We start from the raw sequence: 17,764 nt of genomic DNA, 5'->3' as shown, positions 1-17,764 counted from the left end.
TCGCTCCTGGAAGGACACCGTGCCGTCTACTTCAGCATTCACGACTAGCCCCACTGAGACACTACTTGCCGGGCCGGACGTTGATCTCGCGTCGATCCTGCCCCGATCAACCCCCGGGTTCTCAGGCGGCAAGAAGATGGGGCAGATCAAGCTGGCCGAGGAGCGCGCCCAGCTCTCGGAGCTGCAGACGAAACTGTTTGCCGAAAGTAGGTTTGGCAGCGAGATCTCGCTTCTGGTAGTCCTGCAGGCAATGGACACTGCAGGAAAGGGTGGGATTGTCCGCCACGTGGTCGGCGCAGTCGACCCTCAGGGCGTCAAGCATCACGCGTTCAAGACCCCTACCCCTGCGGAGAAACGCCACGATTTCCTGTGGCGCATCAAAAAGCAACTCCCTGGGCCGGGAATGATCGGTGTCTTCGACCGGTCCCATTATGAGGATGTCCTCATCCAGCGTGTGCGCGGGCTGGCCGAACCGAAGGTGATAGAGGAACGGTACGGCGCTATCCGCGACTTCGAAGCGTCCCTGATCGCCTCGGGAACCCGCATCATCAAGGTCATGCTCCATATCAGTCCGGAAGAGCAGAAGAAGCGGCTGACCGACCGCCTCGAGCGGGAGGACAAGCACTGGAAATACAACGTTAGCGACCTCGACGAACGCGGACTGTGGGCCGATTACCAGATGGCCTACCAGCTAGCCATTGAACGTACTGCCACCCCAGAGGCGCCGTGGTATGTGGTCCCAGCGGACCGGAAATGGTACGCCCGCATCGCGGTGCAACAGCTGATCATCGACGCACTCCAGGAGATGCAGCTTAGTTGGCCGCCCGCCGCCTTCGACGTGGCGGCGGAGAAAGTACGGCTGGCGCAGTCGTGACCGGCCGCTCGCGAGCATCCCGTTAGCCTGCCTGTTCGGCCTTGTCCCGCGCCGCGGCGAGACGCTTCTTGGCCCCCTCCAGCCACGATTCGCAGTGATCGGCCAGCGCTTCGCCCCTTTCCCAGAGGGCCAGGGAGCGCTCCAGGGTCACGCCGCCAGCCTCTAGTTGGCTGACCACTGACACCAGTTGCTCCCGCGCCTGTTCGTAGGACAACCCGCTGACGTCAGGCTCTGCCGCCTGGTCTCCGGTCGTGGGTCCTGGGGGCTGGCTCATGGGGTTTCCTTAGGGTGGGTGGACCGGGCGGTGTGGGTTGCGGCGAGGGCCGAGGCGGCGAGTTCGCCGCGTGCCAGGCGGATTTTCAGGAGAGCTCCGGTTGGTGTTGCGGCAGCGTCCCGGGCGATGGATCCGTCCTCCAACTGGACGACCGCGTAGCCGCGGTCGAGGGTGTTTTGGGGCGACAAGGACCGGATCTGGGTGCGCAGGTGGTGCACCCGGTCGACGTCGCGTGCGACCGCCGAGGTGACGGCAAGGCGCGCGCGCCCACGCAACCGTTCGACGTCGTCCACCCGCACCGACACCATTCCCTCGGGCTGCGCCAGCACGGGCCGCGACCGCAGATGGGCCAGCCGCTCCGTCTCCCGTGAAACGAGGGTGTCGATGACCCGCGAGAGTTGCATCCGGGACTGCCGAATCCGCTGGAATTCCTCGGCGACGTCGGGAACTACCCGCTTAGCGGCATCGGTGGGGGTGGACGCGCGAAGGTCAGCCACCTCATCGATCAGGGGTCGGTCGGCCTCATGCCCGATGGCGCTGACCACGGGAGTGCGCGCTGCTGAGACTGCCCGAACCATCTCTTCGCTGCTGAACGGCAGCAGGTCCTCCAACGAGCCGCCGCCGCGGGTGATGATAATGACGTCGACGGTGGGCAAAGCGTCCAGTTCGGCCAGAGCAGCCGTCACCTGGCCCACGCAACCCACCCCCTGCACAGCAACTTCCCGGATCTCGAATTCGACTGCTGGCCAGCGGAGACTGGCATTGCGGAGGACGTCCTTCATGGCGTCGGACCCGCGACCGGTGATCAATCCGATCCGGTGGGGGAGAAGCGGCAGGGGCTTGCGCAGCCGTGCGGCGAACAGTCCCTCGGCGGCGAGCGACTGTCGAAGCCGTTCGATGCGCGCCAACAGGTCTCCCAGGCCCACCTGTCGAATCTGCCAAGTCTGCATGGACAGCCGTCCGGTCTTGAGCCAGAAGTCAGGTTTCAGCTGAGCGACCACCCGCGAACCATGCTCAAGCGGAAGTTCAAGGCGGGAGAGCACATTGGCCCGGATCGTCAAGGGCAGCGACACCTCGGCGTCAACATCGCGCAGCGTCATAAAGCACATGGTGGACCTGTGGTTGACCTCGATGACCTGACCTTCAACCCAGGCGGCGGGGGCGCGCTCGAGATGGGCCTTCAGCTTCTCGGAGAGGAGGTGAAGTGGCCAGGGACGTTCGGCCGACGTTTCGGCCGCAGTAGCCGGAAGCGTGGTGGGGTGGGCTCGGCCCGCGTCAATCAGGTCCTGATCCTGCACGCGCAGACCGTTGGAGGCGTTGCGCGGCTGCGCTGCGCCGTCATTATTCATCAGTTGACACTCCCAACTTGTGGCGGGAACACTGCAAGGCGGACCCGCCGTGTTCCCTTAATGTTTATCAGCTTGCGCCCCCGATTGGGTCCACGCGGACCCGGTGTGGAGGAATAGTCCAGCGGGTGAAGGCATAATCGATACTTCTTTCACAACGAGTCGGGGGCTAACAATGCGGACTATTGGTTCGGCAATCTTTGCGCTCATTGCGCTCGTGCTGGCTGGGGCGACCCTACCGGGAGTCTGGATCGACAGGAATATTGTCCAGGCGGATGGCTTCGTCGAATTGGCGGGACCACTCGGAGCTGATCCCGATTTTCAGGCCCAGTTGACCTCGGCTCTGGCTGACGAAGCCATAGCCAATGTCGGGCTCCCTCCTGCCGTTGCAGGAATTATTGAGCCGCTGATAGCTGACGCAGCAGCTAACGTGACAGCGTTACCTGGCTATCCCGCAGCGTGGGACGAGTCCCTTCGCCGATCCCATGACCTGAGTTTCCCCACCGATGCCTCCCTCTCAACCGGTGTGGAGTCGCCCCAGCCACTGAGGCTTGATCTGGCGCCAGTGGTTGCGCTCGTCATTCAGGCGGTGGGTTCAGGGTTTGGTATGGAAGTGCCGGTGCCGGAGCAGACTCTCGTGGAGGTTGGATCACCCGCGCACCAGGCATCCCTAGGGCAGTTGACGGCAGTTTCCGGCCTGTGGCCGGGGCTGGCGATCGGGGCCGGGGTGAGCGCTTTGCTAGCGCTGGCGCTCGCCCACCGGCGGGGCACCACCCTTGCCCTTCTGGGTCTCGGGACAGCAGTACTCGGTGGGCTGTACTGGGCGGGCGTAGGTGCGGTGCCCGGCATTCTGGATCGGGTGCGGGCCGAAAGTGGAACACCCGACGGCTCGATTGCCGGGCTTTTTCAGGACGGGCTGGTGGCTCGGTCCATGGCGAACGTCGAGCCGCTCTGTTTGGCTGTGGTTGGTGTCGGGGTGGTGCTGTTCGTGATCGGCGTAGCCGCAAGACTGATCGGTGGCGTGCTGCGGACGAGGGCGGCTTAGCTCTGAGCGGATAGCCGCCGGCCGCCTCGGGGTGAACGGCTTCCAGCCGTTAGCATTGGGGGATGACCAGCACAGCAGTTTCAGTGCCCATGCCTTCAGTACCTCGAAGGCGGCGCTCGCCTGCGGAGATAGACGCCGCGCAGCCCGTCCTCGGTGGACGTAAGGTTCTGCTCGCTGCCCCCCGTGGTTATTGTGCCGGGGTGGATCGGGCAGTGATCGCCGTCGAGAAGGCGCTCGAGCACTACGGTGCTCCCGTGTACGTGCGCAAGCAGATTGTCCATAACTTGCATGTGGTCACCACACTTGAGGAAAAGGGAGCAATCTTCGTCGAGGAAAACGACGAGGTACCTGAGGGTGCCTTGGTTGTCTTTTCGGCCCATGGGGTGTCACCAGCGGTCATCCAGTCCGCAGAGGACCGCGGACTGCGCACGATCGACGCTACCTGCCCACTGGTCACCAAGGTTCATAAGGAAGCAGTCCGGTTCGCAAGGGACGATTTCGATATTCTCCTGATCGGCCACGAGGGTCACGAGGAAGTTGAGGGGACCGCTGGCGAAGCCCCCGAGCACATCCAGATCGTCAACGGTCCCGAGGACGTGGACAAGGTAACGGTGCGTGATCCAGACAGGGTGATCTGGCTGTCTCAAACGACGCTCAGCGTGGATGAGACGATGCTGACGGTCAACCTTCTCAAGGAACGGTTTCCCACCCTGCAGGACCCGCCGAGCGACGATATCTGTTACGCCACCTCGAACCGCCAGGCTGCGATCAAGAAGATCTCACCGAGTTCCGACCTGGTGATCGTTGTGGGGTCGGCCAACTCATCCAATTCTGTTCGACTGGTAGAAGTGGCGCTTGAATACGGCGCCAAGGCCTCCTACCGGGTGGATTTCGCCAATGAGGTGGACGAAAGCTGGTTCGAGGGTGTTGCAACGGTTGGCGTGACCTCCGGTGCGTCGGTTCCCGAAAACCTGGTCCAGGATGTGCTCCGCCTCCTCGCCGAGTACGGGTATGGCGACGTCGAGGAAGTGGTGACGGCGGAGGAAGACATCATTTTCTCCCTGCCTAAGGAAATCCGCGCCACGCTGAAAGCCATGGGAGATTCCACCAGCGGAATCGGAGGCAGGGGCCCCCGTCCCAACCGCTGACGGATGGCTCATCGCAACGTCGCTGGTCCGGCTAGGCGCTTCGCCGATCGTCGTCGGATTCCTCGTTTTTCGGGTTGAGTAGCTCGGCCGCGCTGAGCAACCGGGGGGTAGATTCCACCGGTGAGACCCGCAACGGGTTCGACGTCTCCGATGGGTGAGCCGAGGCTAGTGACGCTGAATCGAACTCGTTGATCCGCCGGGCGGTTGGCAACACCCTGGATTCGAGCGTCCCGACAAACGAGTTGTACTTCTCTACCGAGGTCTTGAGGGAGTTCCCCAGCTTCGTCACATGCTCGCCCATGGTGCCGAGCCGATCATAGAGTTGCCGGGATAGCTCGAACAGTTCTTTGGCATGCTCGGTCAGAACATCCTGGCGCCAGCTATACGCCGCACCTTTAAGGATGGTCAGCAGCGATACCGGGGATGCCAGGGCAACATTGCGGGTAAAGGCGTAGTCGAGGAGGCCGGGGTCAGCATGCAAAGCCGAGGACAACACCGACTCCACGGGAATGAAGCACACCACCAGTTCGGGGGTGTTGTCTACGCCCTGCCAATACCGTTTCCGGGCGAGTGCATCGATGTGGGCACGGAGGGCCTTGGCATGCTGTTGTAGCAACGCATCCCGCCGATTGGGAGAGTTGCCCTGATCAGGTCCCTCGGGTAGCTCCTGTGCGTCGAGGAAAGCGGCCAACGGCACCTTCGCGTCCACCACCAGTTGCTTCCCACCGGGCAATTGCACGATCATGTCCGGCCGGGCGGACGTATCTTTCGCGCCGGCGTTCAGCGTGATCGTAGCTTGCTCAAGAAAATCGACGCGAGGCAGCATGCCCGCTGCCTCGACGACCCGCCGTAACTGCACCTCGCCCCATTGCCCCCGTGCACTGTTACTCCGCAGCGCAGCGGTGAGCGAATGCGTGGTGGAGAGGAGCTGGGCATCCGAGTGCCGAGCCTCGCGGAGCTGCTCGGCGAGCTGTCCGAACTGCTCAACCCGATCGCGTTCAAGGATCCCGACCTGGGACTGCAGGTGATTCAGTTTGTCCGCAACCGGGGCAAGGGCCTGCAGCACCGACTGGTCACCGGTTGAGCGATTCGTGAGCTCGCGATTCTGCGTCACGAGCATCCGATTTTCCGCTGAGGCGGTGGCCAACGCAGCGCTGGTGCTGCCCAGCCGCTCGCCGACGTCGTCAAGTTCCTCGGTGAGGCGCTGGACCCTCGGCCGCGCGGCCCATGCCATGCCGGCAGCCCCAAGAATGCCACCAATAAGTATTGCCAAAATAACCACAACCACGATGAATCCGTCCATGGCACCACCATGTCAGTCCCGACCGACATTTTGGTTGACCACCGGCGGCGCGGTGGAAGCGGGGGTGAACGGTAGACTCTATTTCCGTGGCTCTTACTATTGGCATCGTCGGACTGCCCAACGTCGGCAAATCAACCCTTTTCAATGCGCTCACCCGCAACAATGTGCTCGCGGCTAACTATCCGTTCGCGACCATCGAACCCAACGTGGGGGTGGTCAGCCTGCCCGATGCTCGGCTGGAACAGCTGGCCGGAGTTTTTGGGTCGCAGCGGATACTGCCCGCCACCGTTTCCTTCGTGGACATCGCCGGTATCGTCAAGGGTGCCTCGGAGGGGGAGGGGCTGGGCAACCAGTTCCTGGCTAACATCCGTGAGGCCGAGGCCATTGCCCAGGTCATCCGGGTCTTCGACGATCCGGACGTCATTCACGTCGATGGCAAGGTCGATGCCCGCTCCGACATGGAAACCATCAATACTGAGTTGATCCTTGCTGACCTCCAGACCCTCGAGAAAGCAATTCCCAGGGTCGAGAAGGAAGTCAAGATCAAGAAGCGCGAACCTGCGCAGCTCGCCGCCATGGTTGCGGCGCAGTCGGTGCTGGAGCGTGGTGACACCATTTTCGCGTCGGTGGCGAGCGACAAGCTGGAAATGGAGCACCTTCGCGAGTTGAGCCTGCTCACCGCGAAGCCCTTCATCTACGTCTTCAACGCTGACGACTCGGTGCTGGGCAACGGGGAACGCCAAGCAGAACTCCGCGAACTTGTTGCCCCAGCCGACTGCATTTTCCTCGATGCCAAACTCGAATCCGATCTCGTGGAGCTCGATGAGGAAGAAGCCCGCGAAATGCTCGAAATGAATGGGCAAAGCGAATCCGGTCTCGATCAACTGGCGCACGTCGGCTTCCATACCCTCGGCCTGCAGACCTACCTGACGGCCGGACCCAAGGAAACCAGGGCCTGGACCATCACCAAGGGAGCCACCGCGCCGGAGGCGGCCGGTGTTATCCACACCGATTTCCAGCGCGGCTTCATCAAAGCCGAGGTAGTCTCCTTCTCCGACCTCGTCGAAGCCGGGTCCATGGCCGAGGCCAAGTCCCGCGGCAAGGTCCGGATTGAGGGCAAGGAATACGTGATGGCCGACGGCGACGTGGTTGAATTCCGCTTCAATGTGTAGTCGCATCTGGAACCTTGCGCAGAACTGACGTCAGAACACGTGGTCTCACCGCAAAATTACCAATTCTTGGTATGATGACCTAATGGCAACGAACACATCGATCAGCCTGGACGACCACTTCGCGAACTTCCTCGCCGAACAGGTCGACGCCGGCCGGTATCGCTCAGCGAGCGAGGTAGTCCGCGCCAGCCTGCGACTGCTAGAAGACCAGGAGCTCCAGCTCGCTGCGCTGCGTGCCGCGCTCATGGCCGGCGAAGCTAGCGGCGAGGCGGAGGCCTTTGACTTCGACGCCTTCGTTGCCGCGAAGATGTCGTGAGTGAATGCCGGCTCACGCCGGCCGCGCAGCGAGACCTCTCGTCGATCTGGGACTTCACCGAGGAGCGCTGGGACACCCGACAGGCGGAGAAGTACATCCGTGAGCTGCAAGGCGCGATCGAGCGCATCGCCGCCGACCCTCGCCGCGGGCGTGCTCGGGACGAGATTCGCACGGGATATCGGAGCTACGCGATCGGCAGCCATGTGGTCTTTTACGTTCCCGGCGCGGACCACGTCGACGTCATCCGCATCCTGCACGAGAGGATGGATGGCTTCCGGCGCATGTGACGCGACGCGGCAGAGTCGCGCGGCTTCCCGGGAACGGCGGCCGCGGTCGGAGCACGTCGGTCGTTACGGCGACTTCAAAGGTTATTTGGCTACGGAACGTGGTGGAATATAGATTCACTGTGTAGCTGAGTTCCGCCTCAGGGCGCGGGCGAGGACCGAAGTGTTTGTCACAACACTACCGTCTTCGGTATAGTTGTGACGTGGCTACCGAGGTTAAGTACCGGGAGATCGTGCGTGAGATAGCGCTCGATCACTACGGTTATGTGACCACTAGGGAAGCCGTCGAGGAAGGTGTTCCGGCGGTTGAGCTTCCCAAGTTGGCTGCCCGAGGCGGCTTAGAGCACGTCGCGTACGGGCTGTACCGCGTACCGGATGTTCCTCCTAGCCGGTACGACCAGTTCGCCGAGGCGCTCCTACGCGCTGGTGAGGGTGCATACCTCCATGGTGAGTCAGTTTTGGCCCTGTTCGGGTTCGCCGATGTGAACCCTCGACAGATCAAGGTGGCAGTTCGCCGGCGCGCGCGCCCGAAGCTGCCCACATTCGTTGAGCTGACGCAGGTAAGAGGCGACGTGCATACGACATTCTATGAGGGCCTTGAGTCTCAACCCGTTGCCGATGCCCTCCTTGAGTGCCGTGGGCGTATCGAGACCGAACGCCTATTGGATGCCACTAAGCAGGCGCGGGCGGAAGGACTGTTGACGACCACCGAGTGGCAGCTAGTGAGGAAAGGACTGCAGTCGTGAAGTACACCGGCACGCCGACGAGCGTGCGCGCCTTGGAGCAGCGCATCCGCAACCTTGAGGGTGACGACGGATTGGCCCAGCGTCGCAGGGTCAGTATGGCGTTGGTCGTCGTTGGCCAGATGCTCCCCGGGGGAGCAGTCAAGGGTGGAAGCGCGATGGCGCTGCGTTACGGGCGCGGGACGCGGTTCACCAAGGACCTCGACGCCGCTCGGGTTCAGAAGCTGACTCAATTCCGTATCGGGTTCGAGAATGCACTGGCGGAAGGCTGGGCCGGATTCACCGGTCGGTTGGTCGAGAAAGCCGCGCCCCGGCCGCCAGCCATTCCGAGGACGTACGTCATGCAGCCCTTCGAGGTGAAGCTCGACTATCGGGGCAGACCGTGGTGCACAGTAAAGTTCGAGCTTGGTCACAACGAGATCGGCGACGCCGACAAACCCGAGTTCCAACTCGCCGACGAGCTGGCCGGGCTATTCACCGAGGTTGGCCTCGAAGCGCCGAAGCCGGTGCCGGTCATGCGCGCAGACCATCAGGTTGCACAGAAGCTTCACGCCGCTTCCGCTGAGGGCAGTGAACGTGCCCGCGACCTCGCTGACCTCCAACTCCTCGACAAGGGCGAAGATCTCGACCTCGGACAGGTCGCGGCGACGTGCATCCGGCTCTTCGACTACCGGCGGCAACAGGCATGGCCGCCGCTTATCGTCGCGGGTGAACATTGGGACACTCTTTACGCGGAAGCAGTTGAAGGCCTGGACCTGCTGCCGACCGCCGAAGAGGCCATCGTCTGGGCGAACGACTTCGTGCAACGCATCGCAGCAGCCGGCTGAGTGGTCACCGAGCACGGCAGGATGAGCTCCAGGCCAACCTCAGCAACAACGACCAGACCCGCCAACGCCGACCCGACACTGCCCATCACCGTGCCGCTACGCCGGGCTCTGCCGCGGGCGTAGCGGCGAAAATGCGCTGAGGTTATTCGACTACGGAACGTGGTCGAGTTCCGCTTCAACGTCTAAATAAATTCTTGCGGGCTTTCTTCAGTCGGACGGGCTGTCCGACGTCGTAGTCTGGCCACTCGCTGCTTCATGTACATCAATGTCACCAAAATGTACAATGAAGACATGTCTACTGTCAGCGTCGCGGATGCACGCAACCATCTTTCTGACGTCATTGCCCGGTCGAAGAGCGAAGCCGTATTTATCGAGCGGCGCGGTCAGCGCGCCGCCGTGGTCGTCAGCCCCGAGCAGTATGAGCGGATGCTTGAGGCGCTCGAAGACGCCGAAGATGTTGTTGCGTTCGACCAGGCAATAGCTGAGGAAGGTCCAAATATCCCCTGGGCTCAGGTGAAGGCAGATTTAGGCTGGACATGAGCTACCAAATCGAGCTGCGCCCTGCTGCAGTTCGTGCTCTGAGGCGCATCGATCATCAGGATCGTGACCGCATTCGCGGGGCGATTGCGCTTCTTGGGGAGGATCCGCGGCCACCAGGGGCCAAGTTGCTTCAGGGGCGACCCGGGCTCCGAGTCAGGGTAGGGAACTACCGCATCATCTACACCGTCGACGACAACGTTCTTGTCGTTGCCGTGATCACGGTCGGCCACCGTCGCGACGTTTACAGTCGCTGAGCGTAGCTGTAGCACGGTGCTACAATGAGCTATGACTAGGACAAGCCAGCCCACCCGGCTTCCGACGGACGTATACGAGTCCGCCCTTGCAGCGACGCTCGTTACGTCGCGAACTGTGCCTCAGCAGATTGCCCATTGGGCACGCATCGGACGTGAGTTGGAGATGTCGCCGCGGGTGAACCATCGTGCGATCAGTCAGGTCCTCGCAGGCACGGGTTCATACGACTCGCTCGGAGAGCAGGAACAGGCCATTGTCCGAGAGGAATGGGTCAGTCGCATGACGGCGCGGCGAGATGAGTTGGACTACGCGGCGCAGTTCGCCGCCGCAGGCGAGTCGTACTCAGAGGTCGACGACGACGGCAACCTCCTCATTCACCCGGCTCGCGGCTGATGCCGCTGCTGCATCTGCTGGCTGGAGCCAACGGTGCCGGGCAGTTCAGCTATGTTCGTGATGTCCTGAAGCCAGCGACCGGCCTGCCGTTTATCAATGCCGACGAGATCGCCGCTTCGCTGTGGCCCGAAGCACAGGCCGCGCATGCCTCCGAGGCCGCGCAGATCGCCGAAGCGCAGCGTCGCGAGCGGATCGCCGACGGCAAGTCTTTCATCTCGGAGACTGTGTTTTCACACCCTAGTAAGGTTCATCTTGTCTCAGACGCCGTAGATGCCGGATACCTCGTGTACCTTCATGTGATCATCGTCCCGGTGGAGCTCACCGTCCAGCGCGTCCTTGAGCGCGTGCGTCGCGGCGGACACGAGGTGCCTGAGCAGAAGATCCGAGAACGGTACGAGCGTCTGTGGGGGCTCCTCTGCGGGGCGATCCGGATCGCCGATGTGACCAAAGTGCTCGACAACAGCAGCGCACGCAAGCCATTTCGTCCGTGTGCTTTGATTGAGCACGGCGTGCTCATCGGCACCCCAGTCTGGCCGACGTGGACGCCTGAGTTGCTGAGGGAGGCTGAAGTCAGGATTGAAACATGAGTACATCGCGCCATTAGGCCGAACCTTCCACTCGGATCCAGCCGCCGCAAGCTTCATACCGTAGCCTAGAGAGGCCGCTGCCTGCCGGCGCTGGTCCCACATGCCGGAGGAAAGAATGAAACGAGTGCGCCTGCGCCCGACACAGCGGATCGGCGTCCTGGCGGTCGTGGCTCTGCTGGGAATCAGTGGCATTGCCTCCTGCTCATTTCAGGACCCCTCGGAGGAGACCGGCGCCGAGGATCCCGCCACCACCCCGGCCCGAATCAACGGCTACCGGAGCGTCGGCTACTTCCCTCAGTGGGGAGTCTATGGGCGTCAATACTCCATGAAGACTCTTCAGGATTCGGGCGCTGCTGGAAATCTGAGCCACATCAATTACGCCTTCGGTAACATCCACCACGAGACGCTCACCTGCTTCGAAGCCAACAAGGCTCAAGGAAGCGGTCCGGACGGTTCCGACGGCGCCTCCGATGCATGGGCGGACTACGGCATGGCCTACGACGCCGCCGGCTCCATCGCCGGCACCGGCGACACGGCAGAGCAGCCGCTGGCCGGATCCTTCAATCAGCTCCGGCAGCTGAAGGCTGCCAACCCGGGGCTGCGTGCGGTGATCTCACTTGGCGGGTGGACCTGGTCGAAGAACTTCTCACGCGCCGCGGCAACCGATGAATCCCGCAAGGCACTCGTTGCGTCCTGCATCGACCTGTACATCAAGGGAAACCTTCCGCTGATCGAGGGCAGGGGAGGGAGCGGGGCTGCAGCCGGTATCTTCGACGGCATCGACATCGACTGGGAGTGGCCCGGCAGCGACAACGGGCTCGAGGGGAATGGGGTGGATGCCGAGAACGACGCCGAGAACTTCCGGCTGCTGCTGCAGGAATTCCGGGAGCAACTCGACGCCTATGGGGCCAGCACGGGAGCCTCCTATTCCCTGAGCGCCTTCCTTCCTGCGAATCCGGAGGTGATCGAGGCCGGCGGCTGGAACGAGCCTGAACTGTTCGAATACCTGGACTTCGGAAACATCCAGGGCTACGACCTCTGGGGAACGTGGGAGCCGGGGCTCACCGGCCATCAGGGAAACCTCCTTGACGATCCGGAAGATCCACGCTCAGACGGTGAGCGTTTTTCGGTGGACCAGGCAGTGAGTGCCTATCTCGATGCCGGAATCGATCCTGCCCAGCTCGGGCTCGGCCTCGCTGCGTTCGGCAGGGGCTGGGTGGGTGCTGACTCCGCGGAGCCGTGGGGTGCGGCGACCGGACCCGCGCCGGGCGGCGAGGAGCCCGGTCTTGAGGACTACGACGAACTGCTCGAGGTCGGTAAGGAATTTACCGACCCGAAGCTTGCGGCGGCCTGGCGGTTCGACGGCGACCAGTGGTGGAGCTATGACAACCCTGAAACTGTGCGTCTCAAGAGCGATTACATCAGGGAGAAGGGGCTCGGCGGTGGCATGTGGTGGGATCTGGCGGGCAACCGGGACGGCTCGCTCTTCGCCGAGCTGTCCGATAAGTTGCGGGAAGCTCCCGAGGGTGCGGCCCGTGACCGGCTGATGCCCGAGACCGCGGTCCAATCACCCAGTACACCAACTGCGGCGCCAGTCACGCGGGCGCCGGGCGCTGCGCCGGCAGCTGCACCCTCACTGTCTGTCGAGGAGGCTGCGGAGGCCAAACCCGTGGCCTGGGACAAGGAAGAGGTTTATACCGAGGGCCGTCGCGTGATCTTCGAGGGCGAGGTGTACCGGACGCAGTGGTGGACCCGCGGTGATGTCCCCGGCGCCGAGCAGTGGGGGCCGTGGAAGCCGGCGGACGGCTGACGTCCTGCCGCAAAGCAGCTGTAGGCACTGTCTGCCTGGAGGCCCTCCGCGGACGCAGAAATCAAATTTGGTTGCATCTCGGTAACAACACGGTTGCGATGAGCCCGATGTCACCTCTCTGTAACAGTTTGCCCCTAGGATTCAACACATGTGAGGCACGCCACTCCTCAAAGAATGGTGTGCCAGCCCTTTGTAAAACCACATTGGGCTCTTTTCCAGAACATGAAATAGGAGGCGGAATGCGTTTCGGACGTACTTCCAAAGCGGTGGGAGTCGCGGCAATTGCTGCACTCGCACTCAGCGCCTGTGCCAGCACTGATAGCGGCGACGGCACAGCTGACCCAGACGCTAGCGGGGACCCGGGAGCCTCGGGCGGCGGGATTGTCAGCGTCGCCGAGGTAAACCCGTTTACCTCGTTCAACTCGGACAGCGCCACCGGCAACGTGGACATCAACAACAAGGTCGCGTACCTCACCAAGTCAGGTTTCTATTACATCGACGATCAGCTTGAAGTGATCCGGAACGAAGACTTCGGATCCTACGAGATAGTCTCCGAAGATCCCCTGACGGTGACCTATACCGTCAACGAGGGTGTTGCCTGGTCCGACGGCGAGCCCATCGACGGCGGCGACCTGATGCTCTCCTGGGCGATCAGCTCCGGGTACTTCGACGATGAAGCGCCAGTTGAGGGCGGCGAGGAAGACGAAACCACCGGTACCACCTATTTCTCGGCTGCCAGCACTGCCGGACTCGATCTCTCAGTCCTTCCCGAACTGAGTGAAGATGGCAGGTCCATCACTATCGAGTACACCGAGCCCTATGCGGACTGGGAGATCGCCTTCAACCTTCTCGACTCGCCTGCCCACGTTGTGGCAACTCAAGGAGGCCTGGCAGACGAGGCCGCGCTCATCGAGCTGATCCAAAGTACTCCAGAGGGCGATCCCGAGGATCCCCAGGATCGCCCAGAAATCCAGGCCGTGGCCGACATCTGGAATACCTCGTTCGACACCACCACCCTCCCCGACGATCCTGCAATGTATCTGTCCAGTGGACCGTACATTGTTGACTCGATGGTTCCTGACCAGTCGATTACTTTGGTGAAGAACGAGGACTATGCCTGGGGTCCTGAAACCCAGCTCGACGAAATCACCATTCGCTACATCGGCGATGCGACAGCACAGGTCCAGGGTCTGCAGAACGGTGACGTCGATGTCATCCAGCCTCAGGCTTCAGCCGACACCCTGACCTCACTCGAAGCCATCGAGGGCATCAACATTTTCAAGGGCGACGAGCTCTCCTTTGACCACCTCGACCTTAACTACAGTGGCGTCTTCGCTGACGAGAACGTCCGCAAGGCGTTCATGAAGACGGTCCCACGTGACGCGATCGTCGAATCGACCATCGCCGCGCTGGATCCCGAAGCCAGCCACAGGGATTCGCACATTTTCGATGTCGGCACCCCGGGCTACGAGGCAGCAGTTCCCGAAAACGGCTCTGCTGAGTACGACGAAGTTGACATCGAAGGGGCCAAAGAGCTGCTTGACGGTGCCACCCCGGAAGTACGCATCATGTACAACACTGAGAACCCGAACCGCGTCGATGCCTACACCCTGATCGCCGAGAGCGCCACGCAGGCTGGTTTTAAGATCGTTGACGGCGGCCTGCCCGGAAATGAATGGGGCAACGCCCTCGGTACCGGTACCTACGACGCGACCATCTTCGGCTGGCAGAGCGTCGGCGTCGGCGTTACGGGCGTACCCCAGCTGTACGGCTGCGACTCCGGATCAAACTACAGCGGTTTCTGTGATGAAGAAGCGCAGACCGCAATGGACGAACTGATCATCACCACAGACGAAGCCAAGCAGCAGGAACTTCAGATCGCTGTCGATTCGATTCTGTTCGAGACAGGCTTTGGTTTGCCGCTCTTCCAGTCCATCGGCATCAACGCTGCATCCGACACCATCGAAGGTCCGGGCTTCAGCCCGACCCAAGAGGGTATCTGGTGGAACTTCTGGGAATGGACAGTCGCTGAGTAACGCAGCACTACCCACGACCTAATGCGCTAGACACGAAAGCGCTGGGGCCGGACTATTTGGCTCCAGCGCTTTCTAGCGCCTAGACAGTCTTCTCAGTCGCGCCTCCGGGTCAAAGCGATTGAGATCCCCCAAATACCTGCTGGCTGTTAGGTGCATTACACTTTTGCCACAACGCCGGGTGATCCCCGGAACCTTAACATTGAGGTCTTAAAAACTATGGTGACCTACATCGTCCGCCGCTTAGTTGCCGCCGTTCTCATCCTGTTGGGCGCTTCCTTTATCGTGTACCTGCTGACGGCAGTGTCAGGCGATCCCCTGCGGGATTTGCGTGAGAGCAACGTACCGAATAAGGAAACACTCATCCAATTACGGACGGACCTACTCAGTCTGGACGTCCCCGCACCGATTCGATACTTCGAATGGCTCGGCGGGGCGGCAAGCTGCCTCATCCCCTTCGCCGCAACCTGCGACCTTGGCAGCAGTATCGCAGGAATTGAAGTGACGCAACTGTTGGGCCGGGCCATGGGCCAGACCATCCTGTTGGTCACCGGTGCCACAGTCCTCGCGATCTTGATCGGCATCTCCCTCGGCATCATCACCGCGCTGCGTCAATACAGCGGGCTGGACTACGGGGTGACCTTCATGGCTTTCCTGTTCTTCTCTCTCCCCATTTTCTGGGTGGCGGTCCTACTGAAGGAATACGGAGCCATTGGCTTTAACACCTTTCTCGCGGATCCCAACATCCCCTTGACTGCCATTCTTATCACCAGCCTGGTCAGCGCGTTCGTCTGGTATCTGGTGGCTCGGGGGACGATCAAAAAGCGACTCACGGCAGCGGCGGCAGGGTTTGCTTTCGCTGCAGTGATCCTCTTTTTCCTGGATCTGACCGGCTGGTTCCTGCAGCCGGGGTTCGGCCCTGTCGTCATTGCCATCGCCGGCGTCGGAATCGCCTACGGGGTGACCCTGCTGACCGCTGGCCTCAAGAACCGAAAGGCACTCTACTCGGCGCTGATCACCGTCGGTATCGGGTTGATCGCCTACTTCGCCGTCCAGCCTCTCCTCGATCTCGCGACGCCGCTGATGATCGTACTGCTAGCCATAGCAACGGTGCTCGTCGGTGTGACCGTCGGCTATGTCATGGGCGGCTACGACCGCCGACAGAGCATGAACGCTGCCGGACTGACCGCATTCCTGATGGGATTCACCATCCTGCTCGACCGGTTCATGCAGTCCTGGCCCCTGTACTCAGACAACAACAGGATCCGTGGCAGGCCGATTGCAACCCTTGGTTCATCCACCCCCAATCTTGAGGGCGATTTCTGGATCATGGGGATCGACACGTTTACCCACCTCCTGCTACCGACGATTGCGCTGATGCTCATCTCCCTGGCTGGCTATAGCCGTTACTCAAGGGCGTCCATGCTGGAGATCATGAACCAGGACTACATCCGCACGGCCCGCGCCAAGGGTCTGGGTGAGCGGACCGTGGTGATGCGGCATGCTTTCCGCAACGCTCTGATCCCTTTGGCGACCCTGGTCGCCTTCGACATTGGCGGACTGATCGGTGGCGCGATCATCACCGAGCAGGTCTTCGCCTTCAGCGGTATGGGGCAACTCTTCGTTGGGGCACTCGGGAATGTCGACCCAAATCCCATCATGGGAGTCTTCCTGATCACCGGCATACTGGCATTGGTCTTCAACCTGGTTGCTGACCTGGCCTACTCGGTACTTGACCCACGAGTGAGGGTAAAAGCATGAGCAGCACAGCAGAAGTAAAGCCTAAGAAATCCAAAGATGGTTCAATAGGCCTCAGCCAGGGTCAGATCGTCCGGAAGCGCTTCTTCGGTAACACGGCGGCCGTCATCAGCATGGTCGTCTTCGTGTTGGTCGTTATCCTGGCGTTCAGTTCGATCGGCTATGCCGGAATCCCGGGTTGGTGGAAGTGGAGCTACACCGACACGCCGCCCTTGGCGACGCCGACCGGGTCGCCCTCCTGGGTGTTGCCGTTCGACTTCGGTGACCATCCGTTCGGTCAGGACCGCGTGGGGCGTGACCTCTTTGCCATGACCATGCGAGGCACCCAGCTTTCCCTCCTGATCATGTTCATCATCGGTATCCTCGGAGGAATCCTCGGCGTCATCATCGGCGGGGTGTCAGGGTACTTCCGCGGCTGGGTTGAAGCCGTTTTGATGCGCTTCACCGACGTCATCATCGTGATTCCCCTGATCATCCTCGCCGCCGTCTTGGGCAGTGTTGGCAATAACCTCACCGGCAGCGGCACATTCCTGCGGAACGTGTTGGGTGGCAGTGCGGGTGTGATCCTGCTGGGCGTCTTCGTCGGTTTGATCATCTGGACCGGCCTTGCCCGTCTGGTTCGCGGTGAATTTCTGTCGCTGCGGGAGCGTGAATTCGTTGACGCAGCCCGGATCGCCGGAGCATCTGATACCAGGATCATTTTCAAGCACATCCTTCCCAACGCGGTAGGGGTGATCATCGTCAACACCACGCTGGTGATGGCGTCAGCGATTCTGTTGGAATCCGCGCTCTCCTTCCTTGGTCTGGGTGTAAGGGCTCCAGATATTTCCTTGGGTAGCCTGATCAGCGACAATCAGCAGGCGTTCAATACCCGACCGTGGTTGTTCTGGTGGCCGGGCCTGTTCATCATCCTGATCTGTCTGTCGATCAACTTCATCGGCGATGGTCTCAGGGATGCGTTTGACCCTCGCCAGAAGAAGTTCAACGCCAAGAAGGCAGTGCACTCCGGCGATATTTCCGACCCCAACCGGCCCGAGGCCTAAAGTGCCGAGGCACAGG

19 protein-coding genes are annotated in these 17,764 nt (G+C 61.6%); 16 read left to right on the top strand and 3 right to left on the bottom strand.

Annotated features, from left to right (window positions below; all coding sequences use genetic code 11):
- Positions 1-19: 19 nt before the first annotated feature.
- Entirely contained in the window at positions 20-874 is an 855-nt protein-coding gene (locus ACX80A_RS01595; protein WP_459257946.1) for a PPK2 family polyphosphate kinase, read from the top strand.
- Between the two features lie 22 nt (positions 875-896).
- On the opposite strand, the gene ACX80A_RS01590 is transcribed toward ACX80A_RS01595, so the two are convergent.
- On the bottom strand, positions 897-1,148 hold the full coding sequence (locus ACX80A_RS01590; protein WP_459257945.1) for an exodeoxyribonuclease VII small subunit: 252 nt from the start codon (positions 1,146-1,148) through the stop codon (positions 897-899).
- Positions 1,145-2,497 (bottom strand): exodeoxyribonuclease VII large subunit, encoded by a 1,353-nt coding sequence (gene xseA / locus ACX80A_RS01585; RefSeq protein WP_459257944.1) that lies wholly within the window; start codon positions 2,495-2,497, stop codon positions 1,145-1,147. The genes ACX80A_RS01590 and xseA overlap by 4 nt, the downstream gene beginning before the upstream one ends.
- 172 nt (positions 2,498-2,669) lie before the next feature.
- Here xseA and ACX80A_RS01580 point away from each other — a divergent pair, with 172 nt between their 5' ends.
- Both ACX80A_RS01580 and ACX80A_RS01575 read left to right on the top strand, forming a co-directional pair.
- Positions 2,670-3,539, top strand: coding sequence for a hypothetical protein (locus ACX80A_RS01580; protein ID WP_459257943.1), 870 nt, complete (start codon positions 2,670-2,672; stop codon positions 3,537-3,539).
- A gap of 62 nt (positions 3,540-3,601) precedes the next feature.
- The gene (locus ACX80A_RS01575; RefSeq protein ID WP_459257942.1) at positions 3,602-4,687 is read left to right on the top strand and encodes a 4-hydroxy-3-methylbut-2-enyl diphosphate reductase; all 1,086 of its coding nucleotides are present in this window, start codon (positions 3,602-3,604) and stop codon (positions 4,685-4,687) included.
- 31 nt (positions 4,688-4,718) lie between these two features.
- On the opposite strand, the gene ACX80A_RS01570 is transcribed toward ACX80A_RS01575, so the two are convergent.
- Positions 4,719-5,990, bottom strand: a complete 1,272-nt coding sequence (locus ACX80A_RS01570) for a DNA recombination protein RmuC (protein WP_459257941.1) — start codon at positions 5,988-5,990, stop codon at positions 4,719-4,721.
- An 86-nt stretch (positions 5,991-6,076) separates the two neighbouring features.
- On the opposite strand from ACX80A_RS01570, the gene ychF reads away from it, so the two are divergent.
- The 13 genes from ychF (at position 6,077) to ACX80A_RS01505 (ending at position 17,748) form a co-directional block, all read left to right on the top strand.
- The gene (gene ychF / locus ACX80A_RS01565) at positions 6,077-7,162 is read left to right on the top strand and encodes a redox-regulated ATPase YchF (RefSeq protein ID WP_459257940.1); all 1,086 of its coding nucleotides are present in this window, start codon (positions 6,077-6,079) and stop codon (positions 7,160-7,162) included.
- Between the two features lie 82 nt (positions 7,163-7,244).
- Positions 7,245-7,478 (top strand): type II toxin-antitoxin system ParD family antitoxin, encoded by a 234-nt coding sequence (locus ACX80A_RS01560; RefSeq protein WP_459257939.1) that lies wholly within the window; start codon positions 7,245-7,247, stop codon positions 7,476-7,478.
- Entirely contained in the window at positions 7,475-7,765 is a 291-nt protein-coding gene (locus ACX80A_RS01555; protein WP_459257938.1) for a type II toxin-antitoxin system RelE/ParE family toxin, read from the top strand. The genes ACX80A_RS01560 and ACX80A_RS01555 overlap by 4 nt, the downstream gene beginning before the upstream one ends.
- 200 nt (positions 7,766-7,965) lie before the next feature.
- The gene (locus tag ACX80A_RS01550; RefSeq protein ID WP_459257937.1) at positions 7,966-8,508 is read left to right on the top strand and encodes a type IV toxin-antitoxin system AbiEi family antitoxin domain-containing protein; all 543 of its coding nucleotides are present in this window, start codon (positions 7,966-7,968) and stop codon (positions 8,506-8,508) included.
- Positions 8,505-9,332: a nucleotidyl transferase AbiEii/AbiGii toxin family protein gene (locus ACX80A_RS01545; protein WP_459257936.1), complete on the top strand. Its 828-nt coding sequence runs from the start codon at positions 8,505-8,507 to the stop codon at positions 9,330-9,332. Before ACX80A_RS01550 ends, ACX80A_RS01545 begins: the two co-directional genes overlap by 4 nt.
- 291 nt (positions 9,333-9,623) lie before the next feature.
- Entirely contained in the window at positions 9,624-9,872 is a 249-nt protein-coding gene (locus ACX80A_RS01540) for a type II toxin-antitoxin system Phd/YefM family antitoxin (protein ID WP_459257935.1), read from the top strand.
- Positions 9,869-10,126, top strand: a complete 258-nt coding sequence (locus ACX80A_RS01535; RefSeq protein WP_459257934.1) for a type II toxin-antitoxin system RelE family toxin — start codon at positions 9,869-9,871, stop codon at positions 10,124-10,126. The genes ACX80A_RS01540 and ACX80A_RS01535 overlap by 4 nt, the downstream gene beginning before the upstream one ends.
- 31 nt (positions 10,127-10,157) lie before the next feature.
- On the top strand, positions 10,158-10,517 hold the full coding sequence (locus ACX80A_RS01530) for a TA system antitoxin ParD family protein (RefSeq protein ID WP_459257933.1): 360 nt from the start codon (positions 10,158-10,160) through the stop codon (positions 10,515-10,517).
- Positions 10,517-11,104: a zeta toxin family protein gene (locus ACX80A_RS01525; protein ID WP_459257932.1), complete on the top strand. Its 588-nt coding sequence runs from the start codon at positions 10,517-10,519 to the stop codon at positions 11,102-11,104. Before ACX80A_RS01530 ends, ACX80A_RS01525 begins: the two co-directional genes overlap by 1 nt.
- Positions 11,105-11,219: 115 nt before the next feature.
- Positions 11,220-12,914 carry a glycosyl hydrolase family 18 protein gene (locus tag ACX80A_RS01520; RefSeq protein ID WP_459257931.1) on the top strand — a complete coding sequence of 565 codons (1,695 nt, stop codon included), beginning with the start codon at positions 11,220-11,222 and terminating at the stop codon, positions 12,912-12,914.
- Between the two features lie 239 nt (positions 12,915-13,153).
- Positions 13,154-14,950, top strand: coding sequence for an ABC transporter family substrate-binding protein (locus tag ACX80A_RS01515; RefSeq protein WP_459257930.1), 1,797 nt, complete (start codon positions 13,154-13,156; stop codon positions 14,948-14,950).
- A 216-nt stretch (positions 14,951-15,166) separates the two neighbouring features.
- Positions 15,167-16,708: an ABC transporter permease gene (locus ACX80A_RS01510; protein WP_459257929.1), complete on the top strand. Its 1,542-nt coding sequence runs from the start codon at positions 15,167-15,169 to the stop codon at positions 16,706-16,708.
- Positions 16,705-17,748 (top strand): ABC transporter permease, encoded by a 1,044-nt coding sequence (locus ACX80A_RS01505; protein WP_459257928.1) that lies wholly within the window; start codon positions 16,705-16,707, stop codon positions 17,746-17,748. The genes ACX80A_RS01510 and ACX80A_RS01505 overlap by 4 nt, the downstream gene beginning before the upstream one ends.
- Positions 17,749-17,764: the final 16 nt, after the last annotated feature.

This window comes from Arthrobacter sp. TMN-50 (genome assembly GCF_054511125.1).
Note: the sequence above shows the minus strand (reverse complement) of the source record. Positions and strands in the feature narration are given on the sequence as shown.

What these genes read in the sequence shown, in the direction of transcription:
- ACX80A_RS01590 (WP_459257945.1), bottom strand. Translation starts at nt 1,148, where the DNA reads ATGAGCCAGCCCCCAGGACCCACGACCGGAGACCAGGCGGCAGAGCCT.
- xseA (WP_459257944.1), bottom strand. Translation starts at nt 2,497, where the DNA reads ATGAATAATGACGGCGCAGCGCAGCCGCGCAACGCCTCCAACGGTCTG.
- ACX80A_RS01580 (WP_459257943.1), top strand. Translation starts at nt 2,670, where the DNA reads ATGCGGACTATTGGTTCGGCAATCTTTGCGCTCATTGCGCTCGTGCTG.
- ACX80A_RS01575 (WP_459257942.1), top strand. Translation starts at nt 3,602, where the DNA reads ATGACCAGCACAGCAGTTTCAGTGCCCATGCCTTCAGTACCTCGAAGG.
- ACX80A_RS01570 (WP_459257941.1), bottom strand. Translation starts at nt 5,990, where the DNA reads ATGGACGGATTCATCGTGGTTGTGGTTATTTTGGCAATACTTATTGGT.
- ACX80A_RS01560 (WP_459257939.1), top strand. Translation starts at nt 7,245, where the DNA reads ATGGCAACGAACACATCGATCAGCCTGGACGACCACTTCGCGAACTTC.
- ACX80A_RS01540 (WP_459257935.1), top strand. Translation starts at nt 9,624, where the DNA reads ATGTCTACTGTCAGCGTCGCGGATGCACGCAACCATCTTTCTGACGTC.
- ACX80A_RS01535 (WP_459257934.1), top strand. Translation starts at nt 9,869, where the DNA reads ATGAGCTACCAAATCGAGCTGCGCCCTGCTGCAGTTCGTGCTCTGAGG.
- ACX80A_RS01530 (WP_459257933.1), top strand. Translation starts at nt 10,158, where the DNA reads ATGACTAGGACAAGCCAGCCCACCCGGCTTCCGACGGACGTATACGAG.
- ACX80A_RS01525 (WP_459257932.1), top strand. Translation starts at nt 10,517, where the DNA reads ATGCCGCTGCTGCATCTGCTGGCTGGAGCCAACGGTGCCGGGCAGTTC.
- ACX80A_RS01520 (WP_459257931.1), top strand. Translation starts at nt 11,220, where the DNA reads ATGAAACGAGTGCGCCTGCGCCCGACACAGCGGATCGGCGTCCTGGCG.
- ACX80A_RS01515 (WP_459257930.1), top strand. Translation starts at nt 13,154, where the DNA reads ATGCGTTTCGGACGTACTTCCAAAGCGGTGGGAGTCGCGGCAATTGCT.
- ACX80A_RS01510 (WP_459257929.1), top strand. Translation starts at nt 15,167, where the DNA reads ATGGTGACCTACATCGTCCGCCGCTTAGTTGCCGCCGTTCTCATCCTG.
- ACX80A_RS01505 (WP_459257928.1), top strand. Translation starts at nt 16,705, where the DNA reads ATGAGCAGCACAGCAGAAGTAAAGCCTAAGAAATCCAAAGATGGTTCA.